General features: G+C 62.7%; 15 protein-coding genes and 2 pseudogenes. 8 read left to right on the plus strand and 9 right to left on the minus strand.

Features of this window, described 5'->3' with window-relative positions:
• Window position 1 precedes the first annotated feature (1 nt).
• On the minus strand, window positions 2-1,156 hold the full coding sequence (gene ttgA, locus ACNFIC_RS17220; protein WP_416781494.1) for a toluene efflux RND transporter periplasmic adaptor subunit TtgA: 1,155 nt from the start codon (window positions 1,154-1,156) through the stop codon (window positions 2-4).
• A 254-nt stretch (window positions 1,157-1,410) separates the two neighbouring features.
• Between ttgA and ACNFIC_RS17225 the strand changes: the two genes are divergently transcribed.
• Window positions 1,411-2,043 (plus strand): TetR family transcriptional regulator, encoded by a 633-nt coding sequence (locus ACNFIC_RS17225; RefSeq protein ID WP_138219992.1) that lies wholly within the window; start codon window positions 1,411-1,413, stop codon window positions 2,041-2,043.
• Window positions 2,044-2,148: 105 nt separating this feature from the next.
• Here the strand turns inward: ACNFIC_RS17225 and ACNFIC_RS17230 are convergent, their stop codons facing one another.
• Window positions 2,149-3,600, minus strand: coding sequence for an MDR family MFS transporter (locus ACNFIC_RS17230; RefSeq protein ID WP_416781495.1), 1,452 nt, complete (start codon window positions 3,598-3,600; stop codon window positions 2,149-2,151).
• Window positions 3,601-4,015: 415 nt separating this feature from the next.
• On the opposite strand from ACNFIC_RS17230, the gene ACNFIC_RS17235 reads away from it, so the two are divergent.
• A complete protein-coding gene (locus ACNFIC_RS17235) occupies window positions 4,016-4,885 on the plus strand; it encodes an isocitrate lyase/PEP mutase family protein (protein ID WP_138219994.1) in 870 nt (289 codons plus the stop codon).
• Window positions 4,886-4,894: 9 nt separating this feature from the next.
• On the opposite strand, the gene ACNFIC_RS17240 is transcribed toward ACNFIC_RS17235, so the two are convergent.
• Both ACNFIC_RS17240 and ACNFIC_RS17245 read right to left on the minus strand, forming a co-directional pair.
• Complete coding sequence (locus ACNFIC_RS17240) at window positions 4,895-5,068, minus strand: hypothetical protein (protein ID WP_416781496.1); 174 nt, start codon at window positions 5,066-5,068, stop codon at window positions 4,895-4,897.
• Window positions 5,069-5,148: 80 nt separating this feature from the next.
• Window positions 5,149-6,057 (minus strand): LysR family transcriptional regulator, encoded by a 909-nt coding sequence (locus tag ACNFIC_RS17245; protein WP_138219995.1) that lies wholly within the window; start codon window positions 6,055-6,057, stop codon window positions 5,149-5,151.
• A 103-nt stretch (window positions 6,058-6,160) separates the two neighbouring features.
• Between ACNFIC_RS17245 and ACNFIC_RS17250 the strand changes: the two genes are divergently transcribed.
• Window positions 6,161-7,036 carry an MBL fold metallo-hydrolase gene (locus tag ACNFIC_RS17250; protein ID WP_416781497.1) on the plus strand — a complete coding sequence of 292 codons (876 nt, stop codon included), beginning with the start codon at window positions 6,161-6,163 and terminating at the stop codon, window positions 7,034-7,036.
• Between the two features lie 28 nt (window positions 7,037-7,064).
• On the plus strand, window positions 7,065-7,679 hold the full coding sequence (locus ACNFIC_RS17255; protein WP_416781498.1) for an NAD(P)-dependent oxidoreductase: 615 nt from the start codon (window positions 7,065-7,067) through the stop codon (window positions 7,677-7,679).
• Window positions 7,680-7,717: 38 nt separating this feature from the next.
• On the opposite strand, the gene ACNFIC_RS17260 is transcribed toward ACNFIC_RS17255, so the two are convergent.
• A complete protein-coding gene (locus ACNFIC_RS17260) occupies window positions 7,718-8,593 on the minus strand; it encodes a LysR substrate-binding domain-containing protein (RefSeq protein ID WP_138219998.1) in 876 nt (291 codons plus the stop codon).
• Between the two features lie 111 nt (window positions 8,594-8,704).
• Between ACNFIC_RS17260 and ACNFIC_RS17265 the strand changes: the two genes are divergently transcribed.
• Window positions 8,705-10,342, plus strand: coding sequence for a 5-guanidino-2-oxopentanoate decarboxylase (locus ACNFIC_RS17265; protein ID WP_416781499.1), 1,638 nt, complete (start codon window positions 8,705-8,707; stop codon window positions 10,340-10,342).
• 171 nt (window positions 10,343-10,513) lie between these two features.
• Here the strand turns inward: ACNFIC_RS17265 and ACNFIC_RS17270 are convergent, their stop codons facing one another.
• Window positions 10,514-11,428, minus strand: a complete 915-nt coding sequence (locus ACNFIC_RS17270) for an AraC family transcriptional regulator (protein WP_138220001.1) — start codon at window positions 11,426-11,428, stop codon at window positions 10,514-10,516.
• 202 nt (window positions 11,429-11,630) lie between these two features.
• Here ACNFIC_RS17270 and ACNFIC_RS17275 point away from each other — a divergent pair, with 202 nt between their 5' ends.
• Together ACNFIC_RS17275 and ACNFIC_RS17280 are read left to right on the plus strand one after the other, a co-directional pair.
• Window positions 11,631-11,924: a putative quinol monooxygenase gene (locus ACNFIC_RS17275; RefSeq protein WP_138220003.1), complete on the plus strand. Its 294-nt coding sequence runs from the start codon at window positions 11,631-11,633 to the stop codon at window positions 11,922-11,924.
• 41 nt (window positions 11,925-11,965) lie between these two features.
• The gene (locus tag ACNFIC_RS17280; RefSeq protein ID WP_138220004.1) at window positions 11,966-12,199 is read left to right on the plus strand and encodes a hypothetical protein; all 234 of its coding nucleotides are present in this window, start codon (window positions 11,966-11,968) and stop codon (window positions 12,197-12,199) included.
• Here ACNFIC_RS17280 and ACNFIC_RS17285 read toward each other — a convergent pair whose 3' ends face one another.
• Together ACNFIC_RS17285 and ACNFIC_RS17290 are read right to left on the minus strand one after the other, a co-directional pair.
• The gene (locus tag ACNFIC_RS17285; protein WP_138220005.1) at window positions 12,200-12,805 is read right to left on the minus strand and encodes a flavin reductase family protein; all 606 of its coding nucleotides are present in this window, start codon (window positions 12,803-12,805) and stop codon (window positions 12,200-12,202) included.
• 278 nt (window positions 12,806-13,083) lie between these two features.
• A pseudogene (locus tag ACNFIC_RS17290) lies at window positions 13,084-13,407 on the minus strand (heme utilization protein); the annotation flags it as partial.
• A gap of 345 nt (window positions 13,408-13,752) precedes the next feature.
• Here ACNFIC_RS17290 and ACNFIC_RS17295 point away from each other — a divergent pair.
• Window positions 13,753-14,505, plus strand: coding sequence for a hypothetical protein (locus tag ACNFIC_RS17295; RefSeq protein WP_138220007.1), 753 nt, complete (start codon window positions 13,753-13,755; stop codon window positions 14,503-14,505).
• 3 nt (window positions 14,506-14,508) lie between these two features.
• Here ACNFIC_RS17295 and ACNFIC_RS17300 read toward each other — a convergent pair.
• Window positions 14,509-15,135: pseudogene (locus ACNFIC_RS17300) on the minus strand (Fic family protein); the annotation flags it as partial.
• Window positions 15,136-15,188: the final 53 nt, after the last annotated feature.

The raw sequence follows: 15,188 nt of genomic DNA on the forward strand, positions 1-15,188 counted from the left end.
TTTACTCCGCTTTGGCGTCTGCTTTCGCTGCGCTGGACTGATCAGAGCTGCCCGGCTTGTTGACGTTGGTGGCTTCGCTGACCTTGACCTCGACGCCTGGGCGCACGTACTGCAGGCCTTCAGTGATCAGGCGGTCACCTGGGTTCAGGCCTTCCTCGATCAGCCAGTCGTGGCCCAGGGTACGGCTGGCCTTGAGCTGGCGCAGTTCGACTTTATTCTCCTGGTTGACCACCATCGCGGTCGGCGCGCCCTTCAGGTCGCGTGTCACGCCTTGTTGCGGGGCCAGGATGGCGTTGGCATTGACACCGGCTTGCAGACGCGCGTGCACGAACATGCCCGGCAGCAGGGTATGGTCGGGATTGGGGAAGATGGCGCGCAGGGTGACGGAACCTGTGGTCTCATCGACGGCCACTTCAGAGAACTCCAGGCGACCTTGTTGCTTGTACAGGCTGCCGTCTTCGAGCACCAACTGCACTTGCGCGGCGTTGTCACCGGCCTTTTGCAGTTGGCCGCTTTCCAGGTCACGGCGCAGCTTGAGCAACTCGGCGGTGGACTGGGTGACGTCGACGTAGATCGGGTCGAGCTGCTGGATGGTGGCCATGGCGTTGGTCTGGCCGTTGCTCACCAGGGCGCCTTCAGTGAACGAGGAGCGACCGATGCGGCCGCTGATCGGGGCCAGCACCTTGGTGTAGCGCAAATCGATCTGGGCGCTCTTGAGCGAGGCCTCGGCCTGCAATCGTTTGGCATTGGCATCGTCGTACTCCTGCTTGGAGACGGCTTGCTCGTCGATCAGTTGCTTGTAGCGATCGGCCAGCGAGCGGGTAGCCTGCAGATTGGCCTGTGCGTTGGCCAGCGTGGCCTCGTAGACGGCCGGGTCGATCTGGTAGAGCTGCTGCCCTTCCTTGACGTCGCTGCCTTCCTTGAACAGGCGCTTGAGGATGATGCCGTTGACCTGAGGGCGAACCTCGGCGACCCGGTAGGCGCTGGTGCGCCCCGGCAGTTCCGAGGTCAGGGTGAAGGCCTGCGGCTGTAGGGTAACGACGCCGACCTGAGGCGCCTGCGCTGCGGGCGGGGCTTCTTCTTTCTTACAGCCGCTGAGCAGTGTTGCCAGGGCGACGGCGGAAACCAGAGCGGTAACAGCTGGCTTGAATTGCATGAGGATCCTCGGGTCGCAGGAGCAGGGAAGCTCAAGAATAGTGGAAGAGTTCTGTCAGAAGAATGCTATCGGGTGGATAAATAGCTTGCTAAGGAATATACTTACATTCATGGTTGTTTGTAAATAGCGCCGGCAGGTACTCGATTACCACCGCGAAGTGATCCATTTTCCCGGGTATCGCCCTGCAAGAGGCGACCCCGGCCTGATTCCCGTGCGGCTATTGCCTGTGCGGGGCCTGATGAGGTTGTACTGCCATGGTCCGTCGAACCAAAGAAGAAGCCCAGGAAACGCGCGCCCAGATCATCGAGGCTGCGGAAAAGGCCTTCTATAAGCGCGGGGTTGCGCGTACCACCCTGGCCGATATCGCCGAACGCGCGGGCGTGACCCGTGGCGCGATCTACTGGCATTTCAGTAACAAAGCCGACCTTGTCCAGGCGTTGCTCGACAGCTTGCGCGAAACCCATGACCACCTTGCACGTGCCAGCGAGAGCGAGGACGAGCTTGACCCGCTTGGCTGCATGCGCAAGCTGCTGCTGCAAGTGTTCAACGAGCTGGTGCTCGACGCCCGGACCCGGCGTATCAACGAAATCCTGCATCACAAGTGCGAGTTCACCGATGACATGTGTGAAATCCGCCAGCAGCGCCAGAGCGCCGTGATCGATTGCCATGAGGGCATCGCCCTGGCCCTCAGTAACGCGGTGCGCCGGCAACAGTTGCCGGCAGACCTCGATTGCGAGCGTGCCGCAGTGGCCCTGTTCGCGTATGTCGATGGTTTGATCGGGCGCTGGCTGCTGTTGCCGGAGAGTTTCGACCTGCTGCGCGATGCCGAGAAATGGGTCGACACCGGGCTGGATATGCTGCGCTTGAGCCCGGGGCTGCGCAAATGAGACTTTGTGAATGATTGTGAGGAAGTGTTGCCCGCTTTTCATTAAGCGGTGATTAAGGCTTGTCGCGCCCGCGCGCGCAGCATGGCGGCGCAGACGCTGACGGCCTCAGCGCCCGCGCAATTGCCGGTCCGGCAGTGCCAGCGCCGCCATCAATCCCAGTAGTGCCACACTGGCACTGCCGAGCAACAGGTGGCGGAAGGTCTCCACCAGTCGGGCTTGGGTCGCCGCGTCCGTTTCTCCGGTTTGCAAGCTGCCCAGCAGCGGGTTGCCGCTCATTTCGAACCCTTCGAGGTGCAGCAGCGCCAGCAACAGGCTCGACATGCACGCTACCCCCAGCGCACCGCCGAGCGAGCGGAACAGGTTGGTGGTGCTGGTCGCAACGCCGATATCCTTGGCTTCCACGGCGCTCTGGGTGCCCACCAGCGAAGTGGGGAACTGCAAGCCGCAGGCGATTCCGCTTAGCAGCATGAACAGGGTACTCCATCCGCCTGCCTGCACAGGCGTCAGGGCCATGGCGGCGATCGCCAGTGGCATCAGCAGTGCGCCGGCCAGGATCTGTGGTTTGTAGCGGCCGGTGCGGCTGGTCATGCGCCCGCCGGTGAAGGCGCCTAGCGGCAGCCCCATGGCCAGGGGCAGCAAATGCAGGGCGGCGCTGTCGGCACCGGCACCGGTGATGCCTTGGTATCGCAATGGCATCAGCATGGTCAGCGAGATCGACTGGAAGCTGGCGAAGAAAATCACGCCCCAGCACAACACCGCTGTGCGGTTAGCGAACAGGCTCATCGGCAGCAACGGTTCGCGGCAGCGGCGCTCGTGGGCAATCAATACGAGCAGCCCGAGCATCGCGCACCCCAGTAGCGCCAGCACGTGTGCGGATAGCCAGGCATGCCCCTGGCCGACCAATGTGATGCCCAGCAGCAGGCTGCCCAGGCCGATGATCATCAGCAACGCGCCCAGATAATCGACCTGTGCCTCGTGGCGTTTCACCGACAGGCCGTCCAGGGCGCGGTGGATCGCCCACAGCGCGATCAGCCCCAGTGGCAGGTTGATCCAGAACACCCAGCGCCACGACAGGTACTCGGTCAGCCAGCCGCCCAGCACCGGCCCTGCGACACTGGCCAGGGCGTACATACTGCTGAAATAACCCTGATAGCGCCCGCGTTCGCGCGGCGGCACGAAGTCGCCGATGATCGCCTGGCTCACCGAGACCATGCCGCCAGCGCCGATCCCCTGGATCACCCGCGCCAGCACCAGTTGTGGCATGTCCTGGGCTAGGCCGCAGGCCATCGAGGCCAGGGTGAACAGCGCCGTGCCGGTGAGGATCATGCGCCGGCGCCCATACAAATCGCCGAGCTTGCCGTAGATCGGCACGGCGATGGTCATGGCCACCATATACCCGGAGATGACCCAGGCCAGCAGGGCGACGTCGTTGAACTGGGCGCTGATTGCCGGCATCGACACGGCGACGATGGTCTGGTCCAGGGCACCGAGGAAGATCGCCAGCATCAGTGCGGTCAGAACGCTGCGCAGAACGCTAGGGGGCAGGGCGGCAGTCACGGGATTACCTTGTGGTGGGCGGTCAGCGCAGAGCTTTTCCGCGCCGACAGTGTGCGGGGAGGCGGCCTGAACGGCGATCAGCCAATTTGTAATGGACCGATTGTAACCTGAGTTACGTAGCTTCCTATGTACTACGTGCATCCCCTATGCAAGATCGGCATTGGCCCATTCATCGTTCAAAGCATGGCCGCGTGATATCGTGATAAGGCCGCAGAGGCTGAAATCCGGGGCCTGCACCAGCGTGGTGCAGCCATTTGCCGCAGGGTTTCGCGTCGCTGTATGTCCACACCTTCTATTCCTCTGCCTGCATGTCGAGCATGACCGCCCAGATGGCGACGGTTGTAACAGTCAGGTAGACCCGATACAGGGGTCGGTTTTCAGCCGTTCAACATTTTCTATATAAAGCGGAGTGATCATGCCCAAGGCTTCCCACCACGATCTGCGCAATGCCTTGCGCGAACTGTTCGATTCCGGTTCGTGCTATCACACCGCTTCGGTGTTTGACCCCATGTCTGCGCGCATCGCCGCCGACTTGGGCTTTGAAGTCGGTATTCTCGGGGGCTCGGTCGCCTCGTTGCAGGTGCTTGCTGCACCGGACTTCGCCCTGATCACCCTCAGTGAATTCGTCGAGCAGGCCACCCGCATCGGCCGCGTTGCCCAACTGCCGGTGCTTGCCGATGCCGACCATGGCTATGGCAATGCGCTCAACGTGATGCGCACGGTGATCGAACTTGAACGCGCTGGCGTCGCCGGGCTTACCCTCGAAGATACCCTGCTGCCGGCCCAATTCGGCCGCAAGTCCACCGACCTGATTTCCGTGGAAGAGGGCGTGGGCAAGATCCGCGCGGCCCTTGAGGCACGCGTCGACCCAGCCTTGGCGATCATCGCCCGGACCAACGCCGGCGTGCTGAGCACCGAGGAGATCATCGTGCGGACCCAGAGCTACCAGAAGGCTGGCGCCGATGGTATCTGCATGGTGGGGGTGAAGGACTTCGATCAACTGGAGCAGATCGCCGAACACCTCAGCGTGCCGCTGATGCTGGTCACCTACGGCAATCCGAACCTGCGTGACGACGAGCGCCTCGCGCGCCTGGGCGTGCGCATCGTGGTTGATGGGCACGCCGCCTACTTTGCTGCGATCAAGGCCACCTACGACTGCCTGCGCCTGCAACGTGGTCAGCAGAACAAGTCGGAAAACCTCAGCGCCACCGAACTTTCGCACACCTACACCCAGCCTGAGGACTACATCCGCTGGGCCAAGGAGTACATGAGCGTCGAGGAGTGACCTGGCGGTTTACCTGACGGCGCTCAAGGTGGCGGTGTGCGGTACGCAATGCTCCAGCGCGCAGCTGGCAGCGCTGTTGGGTTGGCTGCGTAGCAGCTCGACCCGCCAGCAGGCCGAGGCGTAGAGTCCGGCAACGGCGACAATGGCGAAGATGAGGGCGCAACGCCTGAACTTGATGCTCATGGTGCCTACCTCCTGCTGATGCAACAGGTGATCCTTCCTAAGCATAGGCTGGATTGATCGATCTGCACCGGTAATCTGCTCTACACCAATCCCCGATCCCACGTCGGTTCATCAGCGAAGCGTTCCACCAGAAAATCCAGCATGCTGCGCAAGGTCGCAGGCATGTGCTTGCGTGAGGTGTACACGGCGTTCAGTGTCAGCTCGCGTGGTTTGGCTTCAGGCAGCAGGCGTACCAATTCGCCGCTGTTGATCGCCGCGCAGGCTTGGTAAGTGGGCAGCATGGCGATACCCACGCCGGCTACCGCAGCCTTCTGCAAGGTCATGGCCTCATTGGCGCTGATGTTGCCTTGCACCGGTACGGCCAGTTCCTCGCCGTCGACTTCGAAATGCCACAGACTGTGGCCGAAATAGGCGTGGGTCAGGCAATTGTGCTTGCTCAGCGCTTGCACCTGATGCGGTGCGCCATGGATGCGCAGGTAGGCGGGGCTGGCGCAGATCACCGAACGGCACACGCTCAGGCGGCGGGCGATGAGGTTGGGGTCCACATCGTTGCTGGTCCGAATCGCCAGGTCGATGCGCTCGTCCACCAGGTTGACCGTGCGATCGAGCATCTGCAGCTCGATTTTCACCCCAGGGTAGCGTTCGACATAGGCGGCCAGTGCGTCCACCAGCTGCGCTTGACCGAACGAGGTGCTGACGCTGATGCGCAGTTCGCCGCGTGGTGTGTCGTCGGGCTGGCGCACGGCGTTATGCAACTCGTCGGTCAGCTCCAGCAACTGGCGGCAGCGTGGCAGGGTTTCCTGGCCGGCTGCCGTCAGGCTGAGCTTGCGCGTGGTGCGCTGCATCAGCCGCGCACCGACCCAGTCTTCCAGCTCTGCCAGGTAACGCGACACCACCGGGCGTGAAAGTTGTAGGTGATCCGCCGCTGCCGACTGGCTGCCCAGGTCGACGACGGTGACGAATACGCGCATGGCGTTCAGGCGGTCCATGATCTGCTCGATATTAGAAACAAACTATGTTGCAGCATCGCATTTTTTGTATCGGATAGGGCAACTAAGCTTAGCGTCATCGTCCCGTACACAGGAATGCCCGATGCCGCTCTTCGCCCCTTTGCGTCACCTGCTGCTCGCCTGCTTGACCCTGGCCGGCCCTGCCATGGCTGCCGAACCACTGAGTTTGGATGTCTACAACCCAGGGCATGACGCTATTTTTCCGGTCAGCTCGGTGATCGTCAGTGGTCAGCACGACGCCATTTTAGTCGATGCCCAGTTCGGCAAGGCCCAGGCCGAGCACGTGGTCGAACGCCTGCGCCAGGGGGGCAAGCGGTTGACCACCATTTATGTCAGTCACGGTGATCCAGACTACTACTTTGGCCTCGATACGCTCACCCAGGCCTTCCCTGAGGCGCGTGTCGTGGCTTCCGCCGCGACGGTTGCGCATATCCGCAAGACCATGGACGCCAAGCTGGCCTACTGGGGCCCGCAGATGGGGGCTGATAAGCCGGGCAAGCTGGTGGTGCCGCAGGTGCTCAAAGGCAACCGGCTTGAATTGGAAGGGCAAGCGTTGGAGGTCATCGGCCTCGACGGCCCGCAGCCTGATCGCAGTTTTGTGTGGATTCCGTCGATCAAGGCGGTGGTCGGCGGTGTGGTGGTCTCCGAGCATATCCACGTGTGGATGGCCGACACCCAGACAGCACAATCCCACGCCGACTGGCTCGCCACCCTGGCGCATATCGAACAGCTTGAGCCGCGTACGGTGATCCCCGGTCACTACCTGGGGGACAGCAGCCGTTCGTTGCAGGCGGTGCGCTTTACTGCCGGCTACATCCGTGACTTCGACGCGGCCTCTGTCAAGGCAGCCAATGCCGATGCACTGATCGCCACGATGAAGCAGCGTTACCCGAACCTGGCCGACGAGAGCTCCCTGGAACTGGGTGCCAAGGTCGCCAAGGGCGAGATGAAGTGGTAATTCCTTTCAACCTGATGGAGTGTTTCCCATGAGCAAGATTGCAATCATCGGCGCCACCGGCCGCGCCGGCAGCCAGTTGCTGGAAGAGGCCCTGCGTCGAGGGCATAGCGTGGTCGCCATTGCCCGTGACCCGTTGCGCCTGCAAGGTCGTGACGGGGTGACCGTCAAGGCGTTGGACGCCAACGACAGCGTCGCCCTGCAGGCGGCAGTCGCCGGCAGCGATGCGGTGCTGAGTGCTGCGCATTTCTCGACCCTTGAACCGCAGGCGATCATCGGTCCGGTCAAGGCCGCCGGGGTCAAGCGCCTGCTCGTGGTGGGCGGGGCGGGCAGCTTGTTGCTGCCGTCGGGGCAGCGGGTGATCGACAGCCCGGATTTCCCCGAGGCCTATAAAGCCGAGGCCAATGGCGGCGTGCGTTTTCTCGACGCGTTGCGTCAGGAGTCGGCGCTCGACTGGACGTTCCTCTCGCCCTCGGCGGAGTTCGTCGAAGGCGAGCGTAGCGGGCGCTACACGCAGGGCAAGGATCACCTGTTGTTTGGCGCTGATGGCCGCAGCTGGATCACCTTCGCCGACTACGCGATCGCCATGATCGACGAGTTGGAGAAACCTGCGCATTCGCGGCAGCGGTTCACCGTCGGTTACTGAGTCGCCTGGCGCTCGCGGGGGCGTTGCTCCCCTGCGATCTAGAGCTTTGCGCGCTCTTCAAGCCAATCGATCAACTGTGCCAACCCCGCCGGCATCGTCTTGCCTGGGCTCACCAGGTCATAACGCTTGCCCGTCATGACTTTCAGCCCGAATGGCATGCACAACCTGCCGCTGCGTAGGTCATCGCCGATCAATGCCCAGTCGCCGATTGCCACGCCGGTGCCTTGCGAGGCCATGGCCATGGCCATGTCCAGGGTCTCGAAGTGCTGTCGCGGGCCACGCGGCTCGAAGTTGGCCCCGGCTGCCTGCAACCACAGGCGCCAGTCATGCTCGTCACGCGAAGGGTGCAGCAACATGTGCCGGTCCAGGTCCTGCAACTGGCGCAGTGGCAGTGGGCCTTCGAGCAGGGCTGGCGCGCAGACCGGGGTGAGTTGTTCATCGAACAGCTTGCGCACTTGCAGACCGTGGTTCGGCGCCTCGCCATAGACCACCGCCGCATCGAAGCCTTCGCGGCGAAAGTCCACGCCATGTTGAACCGTGGTGGTGAGTTCCACCGGCACATCCGGGCGCAATGCCTGCCATTCCATCAGCCGTGGCAGCAGCCAGCGCATCACGCAGGTGGGGGCCTTGAGCTGAAGCGTGGCGCTGCGACCACCCACCTCGCGTACCCCCTCCTGGATCAGCGCGAAGACCTGTTGCACCCGGGGTAACCAGTCCTGACCTTCGCGGGTCAGGGCCAGCCCGCGTGCCTGGCGCTGGAACAGCGGGTAGCCCAGGTGCGCTTCCAGCCCGGCGATCTGTCGGCTGACAGCTCCTTGGGTAATGTGCAACTGCTGCGCGGCGCGGGTGAAGTTGCAGTGCTGGGCGGTGATCAGGAACGTGTGCAGGGCGGGCAGGGGAGGTAAGCGGTTCATTGTCTTGAGCCATGATGCTAGGTCATGGCTAGTATGTGTTTTTTTGGATTGTGGGGATAGCGGCGGCTTGGTTCCATACCCCTGATTTCAACAAGAATCGGGTACACGATAATGGCAACCTGTGGCGAAGTGCTGGTCAAACTTCTTGAAGACTATGGTGTGGACCATGTCTTTGGTATTCCCGGTGTGCATACCGTCGAGCTTTACCGTGGGCTTGCGGCTTCCGGTATTCGGCATGTCACTCCGCGTCACGAGCAGGGCGCAGGATTCATGGCTGACGGCTACTCGCGTACCCGTGGCAAACCCGGTGTGTGCTTCATCATTACCGGCCCCGGCATGACCAATATCACTACCGCCATGGGCCAGGCGTATGCCGATTCCATTCCAATGCTGGTGATTTCCAGCGTGCAGTCGCGCAGCCAGCTGGGCGGCGGGCGCGGCAAGCTGCACGAGTTGCCCAATCAGGCTGGCCTGGTGGCTGGGGTCGCGGCGTTTTCCCACACCCTGATGAGCGCCGACGACCTGCCGCACGTGCTGGCGCGTGCCTTTGCCGTGTTCGATGGCGCCCGTCCGCGCCCAGTGCACATTGAAATCCCGCTGGATGTGCTGGTGGAGCCTGCCGACCACCTGCTGCCCGGTCGCCCGGTTCGCACAGCTCGTGCCGGTGCTGCGCCTGCGGTGGTGGCGCCGATGGCCGAGCGCTTGGCGAACGCGCAGCGCCCCTTGATCCTGGCCGGTGGCGGGGCGTTGGGCGCAGGTCCTGCGTTAGCGGCCTTGGCCGAGCATTTGCAGGCCCCGGTTGCGCTGACCATCAACGCCAAGGGCTTGCTACCGGCCAGCCACCCGTTGCAGATCGGCTCGACCCAGACCTTGCCCGCCACCCGTGCTCTGGTCGCCGAGGCGGATGTGGTGCTGGCGATCGGGACGGAACTGGCCGAGACCGACTACGACGTGACCTTCAAGGGTGGTTTCGAGATCCCCGGCAGCCTGCTGCGTATCGATATCGATCCTGACCAGACCGTGCGCAACTATCTGCCGGCGTTGGCGCTGGTGGCCGACGCCGAGGAGGCCGCGCAAGCCTTGCTGAGCGCCCTGCGTGCACTGCCGAGCCCGGTTTGCGATGCCGGTTGGGGCTGTGTGCGCGCCGCACGCCTGCGCCAGGACAACGCTGCGACCTGGGATGCCCCGACCCTGAGCCAGACGCGCCTGTTGACCAGCATCCTGGAGACGCTGTCGCAAGCCATTCTGGTGGGGGACTCGACCCAACCGGTGTATACCGGCAACCTGACCCTGGACATGCCCCGGCCGCGCCGTTGGTTCAACGCGTCGACCGGCTACGGCACCCTGGGTTACGCCTTGCCGGCAGCCATGGGCGCCTGGCTGGGCAGTGCCGAAGCCGCGGCTGAGCGAGCGCCGGCGGTGTGCCTGATCGGTGATGGGGGCTTGCAGTTCACACTGCCGGAGTTGGCCAGCGCGGTGGAGGCGCAGGTGCCTTTGATCGTGCTGCTTTGGAACAACCACGGCTACGAGGAAATCAAGAAGTACATGGTCAACCGCGCCATCGAGCCGGTGGGCGTGGATATTCTTACCCCGGACTTCATCGGTGTGGCACGGGCGCTGGGCGCTCAGGCCGAGGATGTCGGCGATGTCGAGCAGTTGCAGGCGGCGTTGTTGCGGGCGGTGGAGCGGTGTGGGCCGACCTTGATCCAGGTCGATCAGCAGCAGTGGCAGATGCACGTGCGGGGTTGAAGCACCGAGGGATGGCACCGGCTTTGCCGGTGTTCGCGGGTAAACCCGCTCCTACAGGTACAGCGCTGGATTCAGGCTTTGCACAATCCTGTGGGAGATTACCCATCCCTTTGGGCTGCGCTGTCGCGCAGAGAACTGATTTCGCAAACCCGCTCCTACAGGGACCTCGCCTTAGGCCGTGGTGGCGCGCAAGCGTGCCACGTCGCGGATCGGTGGAGCACCATACAAGCGGCTGTACTCGCGGCTGAATTGCGATGGGCTTTCATAGCCCACCCGATACGCCGCCACCGCGGCCTCCAGTCCGTCGTTGAGCATCAGCCGCCGCGCCTCTTGCAGGCGTAGCTGCTTTTGATATTGCAACGGGCTCATGGAGGTCACCGCCTTGAATCGGTGGTGCAGGGTAGAGGTGCTCAGATTCACTTCCCGCGCCAGGTCCTCGATGCGCAGTGGCTGTTGGAAGTGCCGGTTGAGCCAGGCGATGGCCTGGCAGACGCGGTGAGTCTGGCTATTGGCCAGGGCGATTTCATACAGGCGATGGCCCTGCGGCCCGCGCAGCAGGCGGTACAGCAGTTCACGGCGGATCAGCGGCGCCAGCATCGGGATATCCCGCGGGCTGTCCAGCAGGCGCACCAGCCGCAGCAGTGCATCGAGCAACTGCGGGTCGCTGCGCTCTACATACAGGCCACGTCCAGAGGGCAGGTTGGGCACCAGCATCGGCCCACTCTCGGCGATCAGTTGACTGATCTCGGCTGCATCGAGGTCAAGGCGCAGACCAAGGCTGGGGTGTTCGGGGCTGGCGTCCAGGCGCACGCCGCTGATCGGCAGGGTGACCGACACCACCATGTAGTGCAGTGGGTCGTAGGTGTACTGTTCATCGCCCAGAAACAGCGCTTTGCTGCCTTGGGCCAAGATGCACAGCGCCGGTTGCGCCAGGCTCGGTACGGAGCGCACGTTCTCGCGGTAGGCTGACAGGTACAGGTCCGGCACTGCCGACATCGGGCCATGTGGGCCGTGGGCGTGGCGCAGGATCAGCCCGGCCAGTTCCTGGCGCTGGGGTTCGAGCGAGAGATCGGCGGACGTGGTCATGACGGGTTTCCTCTGCTGACCGGGCCAGCATAGGTTTGGGCAATGCTAGGCGCTAGTCGAATGCTGCCTGTCGATTGCCTGATCCTGCCGTGCGGCAGGATCAGGCAATCGACAGGCAGTAATGACCTAACGCCGCGCGCGGGCAGGGTCCTAACCTTGGCAGCCTGGTTTTCCCGTTCGTAGCGCTTCAAGGAGATCGTCCATGACCCCGCAGCAACCGGTCACACATCTGGCTTTCATTCGCGCCAGCAATGGTCGTTCGGCAGAGCTTGGCATGCGCTTGCGCGATCTGCTCGAACCCTCGTTGCAAACGCCAGGCTGCCTGAGTTTCAGTGTGCAGCGTTCACAGGTCGACGCTGACCTGTGGCTGCTCAGTGGCAGCTGGCGCGACCAGCAGGCGATGAGTGGGTACTTCGCCTCGCCAACCCTTTCGATGTTCGGCGAGCTGGTGCAGGAGCAGGTGGTCAGTAGCCTGGACCTGCACACCTTCGCCTAGGGTGTAGAATGCCGGCCTCGTTCATACAGGCGTAGTTGAGCATGGCACGTAGAGAGTTTCCCCAGTTCGAAGCCGTTTCGGCGATGGTCCCCGTCGAGGGGGGTGGCTATAACGCGGCAATCGCCGTGAAAGCCCTGCACCTGGGCGGTGCACCGCGCTTTCACAAGGTTCTTGACGGGCAGGTGTTCAAAAGCGCACTGGCGGCCGACGAGGCCGCCTGCGCCGAACTCGAACGCCTGCAAGGCGTTGGCGAGGAAGGTGAGCTGATCTTCTGATCAGGCCTGTGGGCGGCTCATCTTGAACAGCTCGCCTAGGGCGAAGTAGTCGGCCGGGCCACCGCCACGCAGGATCGGCTCGGCGGCAGCGGTGTCGTAGATGCCGTCCTTGAGCAGGTGTTCGGCAATGTGCACCGCTACCACCTCACCCAGGATCAACCAGCTCGGCACCGGCGCCTGGTCGGCGCGGGTGAGCTGGACGATCTGGCTCACCTTGCATTCGAAGCTCACAGGGCTTTCGCCGACTCGCGGCACCTTGACTACGTTCGAGGCGGCCGGGGTGAGGCCGCTGAGCACGAACTCGTCGACATCGGCTGCGACAGCCGCGCAGCTCTGATTCATCTGCTCGGCCAGCGGACGGGTTGCCAGGTTCCAGACGAACTCGCCGGTCTGCTCGATGTTGTTCAGGCTGTCTTTGCGCCCGACGCTACAGAAACCGATGATCGGTGGAATGTAGTTGAAGGCGTTGAAGAAACTGTACGGCGCCAGGTTCAGGTGGCCTTCGCGGTCGTGGCTGGAGATCCAGCCTATGGGGCGCGGGCCGACGATGGCGTTGAAGGGGTCGTGGGGCAGGCCGTGGCCTTTGGCGGGTTCGTAGTAGTACATCTGCGCGAGGCCGCAAGGCCCTTCCTGTCAGGGGACGAAGCGCATAGTGTGCCAAGGCTTTGCCTGGCTGGGAATGATCAAGCCCGGCCGAAGCCGGGCTGGTTGCACGCTGTCAGCGATTAGCTGAAGCGGTGGCCGTTGGTGCGGTCGAAGCCATTTTCGGCAAAGCGTTGGCCATTGGTGCGGTCGAAGCCGTCTTCGGCAAAGCGTTGGCCATTGGTGCGGTCGAAGCCGTCTTCGGCAAAGCGTTGGCCGTTGGTGCGGTCGGAGCCGTCTTCGGCGAAGCGTTGGCCGTTGGTGCGGTCGAAGCCATCTTCGGCAAAGCGTTGGCCGTTGGTGCGGTTGGAGCCGTCTTCGGCGAAGCGTTGGCCGTTGGTGCGGTCGAAGCCATCTTCGGCAAAGCGCTGGCCGTTGGTGCGGTCGGAGCCGTCTTCAGCAAAGCGTTGGCCGTTGGTGCGGTCGAAACCATCTTCGGCATAAGTGGCCGACTGGGACTGTACGGCGGCGAAGGTGTGGGCATTGGTACGGTCGAAGCCGTCTTCGGCGAAGGCGCCAGTGGCCAGAACCGAGAGGGCCAAGGTGAGGATCAGTTTGTTTTTCATGGTGGTTGCTCCGGGGTTCGCTAGGGGTTGTTTGTTTCTATGGACTTGATGTTACGCCGATTAATGTGATTAAAAAGCGCAAAAAATAGCACCTAAAAATCGATTTATTCGATATTTAAGGTTGCGCGAATGCCTTCACACCCTCAGCGTGAGCGTTTAGGAATGCGCCGATGTGCTCTTGCAGCTCGAATCCTGCGATCAGACTAAACGCCGACCGTTAATGGCCAATTAAGCCTCAACGCCCGCTGCTGCTCACCGATCAATGCCTTTTTCATTCGGCATCAACCAATTTTTCAGCCCTGGCTCTTCACCATCGCCGCACCCAACCCTTGGAGCGGCATCACAATGAATAAACTTCCGCAAATCACCCTGGCCTTCTGGGTCATGAAGATCTGCGCCACCACTCTTGGCGAGACAGCCGGCGACCTGCTGTCGATGACCCTGAACATCGGTTACGCCATGAGTTCGCTGTTGTTGATCAGCGTGTTCCTGGCCACCTTGGTCACCCAGCTCTACTCGCGGCGTTACCACCCGTTGCTGTACTGGCTGGTGATCCTGTCAACCAGCACCGCCGGCACCACCATGTCCGACTTCATGGACCGCACCTTGGGTTTGGGTTATGCCGCCGGTTCCGCGCTGTTGATCGGTATCTTGCTGCTTACCTTCGCGCTGTGGCGGCTCAGTGGTAACCCTCTGGATGTCTCGCGCATCCGTAACCGTGGCGGTGAGCTGTTCTACTGGGTAGCGATCCTGTTCTCCAACACCCTCGGCACTGCGCTGGGCGACTACCTGGCCGATGATTCGGGGTTGGGCTTTGCCGGTGGCGCGCTGCTGATCGGCTCAGCCATTGCCGTGGTGGCGGCCGCGCGCTACTGGACACGTATCTCTGGCGTGGTGTTGTTCTGGATCGCCTTCGTCCTCACCCGACCGTTCGGTGCGACCTTGGGCGATGTGCTGACCAAGTCCCACGAAAAGGGCGGGCTGGATTTTGGCACCGTGGGGTCATCTGCAGTGCTGGGCGCAGTGCTGGTGGTGTTGGTCCTGATGGCGACCTATTACCAGCGTCGTGAGCCTGTACGGGGGCTTGAACGCGTGTAAGGCTCAGTCTGGGTGGATGGCATATCGCGTACTGCGTCTTCCGCCGGGCATGCGTACCACGCAACCCTGGGCCAGCAGACCGGCCAGGTGGCGAGTGGCGGTGGCCTTGGATACCTTGGCCACTGCCTGGTACTGGCTGGCGCTGATACCGTCCTCAAACCCTTTCGGGCCGCCGTCCAGCAGGCGATTGAGTACCTTGGTCTATTCAGGTGTCAGGCCATCACCTCGGTGGTTTGCCAGAAGCGTGCCTTGATCAGCACTCGGTCGATGCGCAGCAGCGCCTGTTCAAGGCTGCGCAGCAGTGTGCTGAGGAACCAAGTGAGCCATTCAGTGATGTCCAGGGCGCCTTTCTGGCTGCGCTCCAGCACCTGGTAGTAACCCGTGCGGTCGTCGAGGATGTTGGCTGACATGGCGTAGAAGCGAATGGCCTGTTGTTTGCCCTGGACCAGCGCCAGGTCGGTCAGCGCCCGGGTCAGCCGACCGTTGCCATCGGCGAATGGGTGCAAGGTGACGAACCAGAAATGGGGCGATGCCGGCCCGCAACAGTGGGTCGAGCTGATTGTCGCTACGGCTGCCTTAGAACCAATCAAGGAACTGCCCCAGTTGCGCTTAGAGCCCTGCCCGGGGCGGCGTATTCTGCTCATTTTGTGAGCCAAATAATCTCACTATTCGGCTCGTTCAAC

The sequence above is a fragment of the Pseudomonas sp. NY15463 genome (assembly GCF_048068415.1).
Classification (GTDB): Bacteria; Pseudomonadota; Gammaproteobacteria; order Pseudomonadales; family Pseudomonadaceae; genus Aquipseudomonas; species Aquipseudomonas mosselii_C.

What these genes read in the sequence shown, in the direction of transcription:
- ACNFIC_RS17250 (WP_416781497.1), top strand. Translation starts at nt 6,161, where the DNA reads ATGCCGCTCTTCGCCCCTTTGCGTCACCTGCTGCTCGCCTGCTTGACC.
- ACNFIC_RS17235 (WP_138219994.1), top strand. Translation starts at nt 4,016, where the DNA reads ATGCCCAAGGCTTCCCACCACGATCTGCGCAATGCCTTGCGCGAACTG.
- ACNFIC_RS17270 (WP_138220001.1), bottom strand. Translation starts at nt 11,428, where the DNA reads ATGACCACGTCCGCCGATCTCTCGCTCGAACCCCAGCGCCAGGAACTG.
- ACNFIC_RS17285 (WP_138220005.1), bottom strand. Translation starts at nt 12,805, where the DNA reads ATGTACTACTACGAACCCGCCAAAGGCCACGGCCTGCCCCACGACCCC.
- ACNFIC_RS17275 (WP_138220003.1), top strand. Translation starts at nt 11,631, where the DNA reads ATGACCCCGCAGCAACCGGTCACACATCTGGCTTTCATTCGCGCCAGC.
- ACNFIC_RS17255 (WP_416781498.1), top strand. Translation starts at nt 7,065, where the DNA reads ATGAGCAAGATTGCAATCATCGGCGCCACCGGCCGCGCCGGCAGCCAG.
- ACNFIC_RS17265 (WP_416781499.1), top strand. Translation starts at nt 8,705, where the DNA reads ATGGCAACCTGTGGCGAAGTGCTGGTCAAACTTCTTGAAGACTATGGT.
- ACNFIC_RS17240 (WP_416781496.1), bottom strand. Translation starts at nt 5,068, where the DNA reads ATGAGCATCAAGTTCAGGCGTTGCGCCCTCATCTTCGCCATTGTCGCC.
- ACNFIC_RS17260 (WP_138219998.1), bottom strand. Translation starts at nt 8,593, where the DNA reads ATGAACCGCTTACCTCCCCTGCCCGCCCTGCACACGTTCCTGATCACC.
- ACNFIC_RS17295 (WP_138220007.1), top strand. Translation starts at nt 13,753, where the DNA reads ATGAATAAACTTCCGCAAATCACCCTGGCCTTCTGGGTCATGAAGATC.
- ACNFIC_RS17280 (WP_138220004.1), top strand. Translation starts at nt 11,966, where the DNA reads ATGGCACGTAGAGAGTTTCCCCAGTTCGAAGCCGTTTCGGCGATGGTC.
- ttgA (WP_416781494.1), bottom strand. Translation starts at nt 1,156, where the DNA reads ATGCAATTCAAGCCAGCTGTTACCGCTCTGGTTTCCGCCGTCGCCCTG.
- ACNFIC_RS17245 (WP_138219995.1), bottom strand. Translation starts at nt 6,057, where the DNA reads ATGGACCGCCTGAACGCCATGCGCGTATTCGTCACCGTCGTCGACCTG.
- ACNFIC_RS17225 (WP_138219992.1), top strand. Translation starts at nt 1,411, where the DNA reads ATGGTCCGTCGAACCAAAGAAGAAGCCCAGGAAACGCGCGCCCAGATC.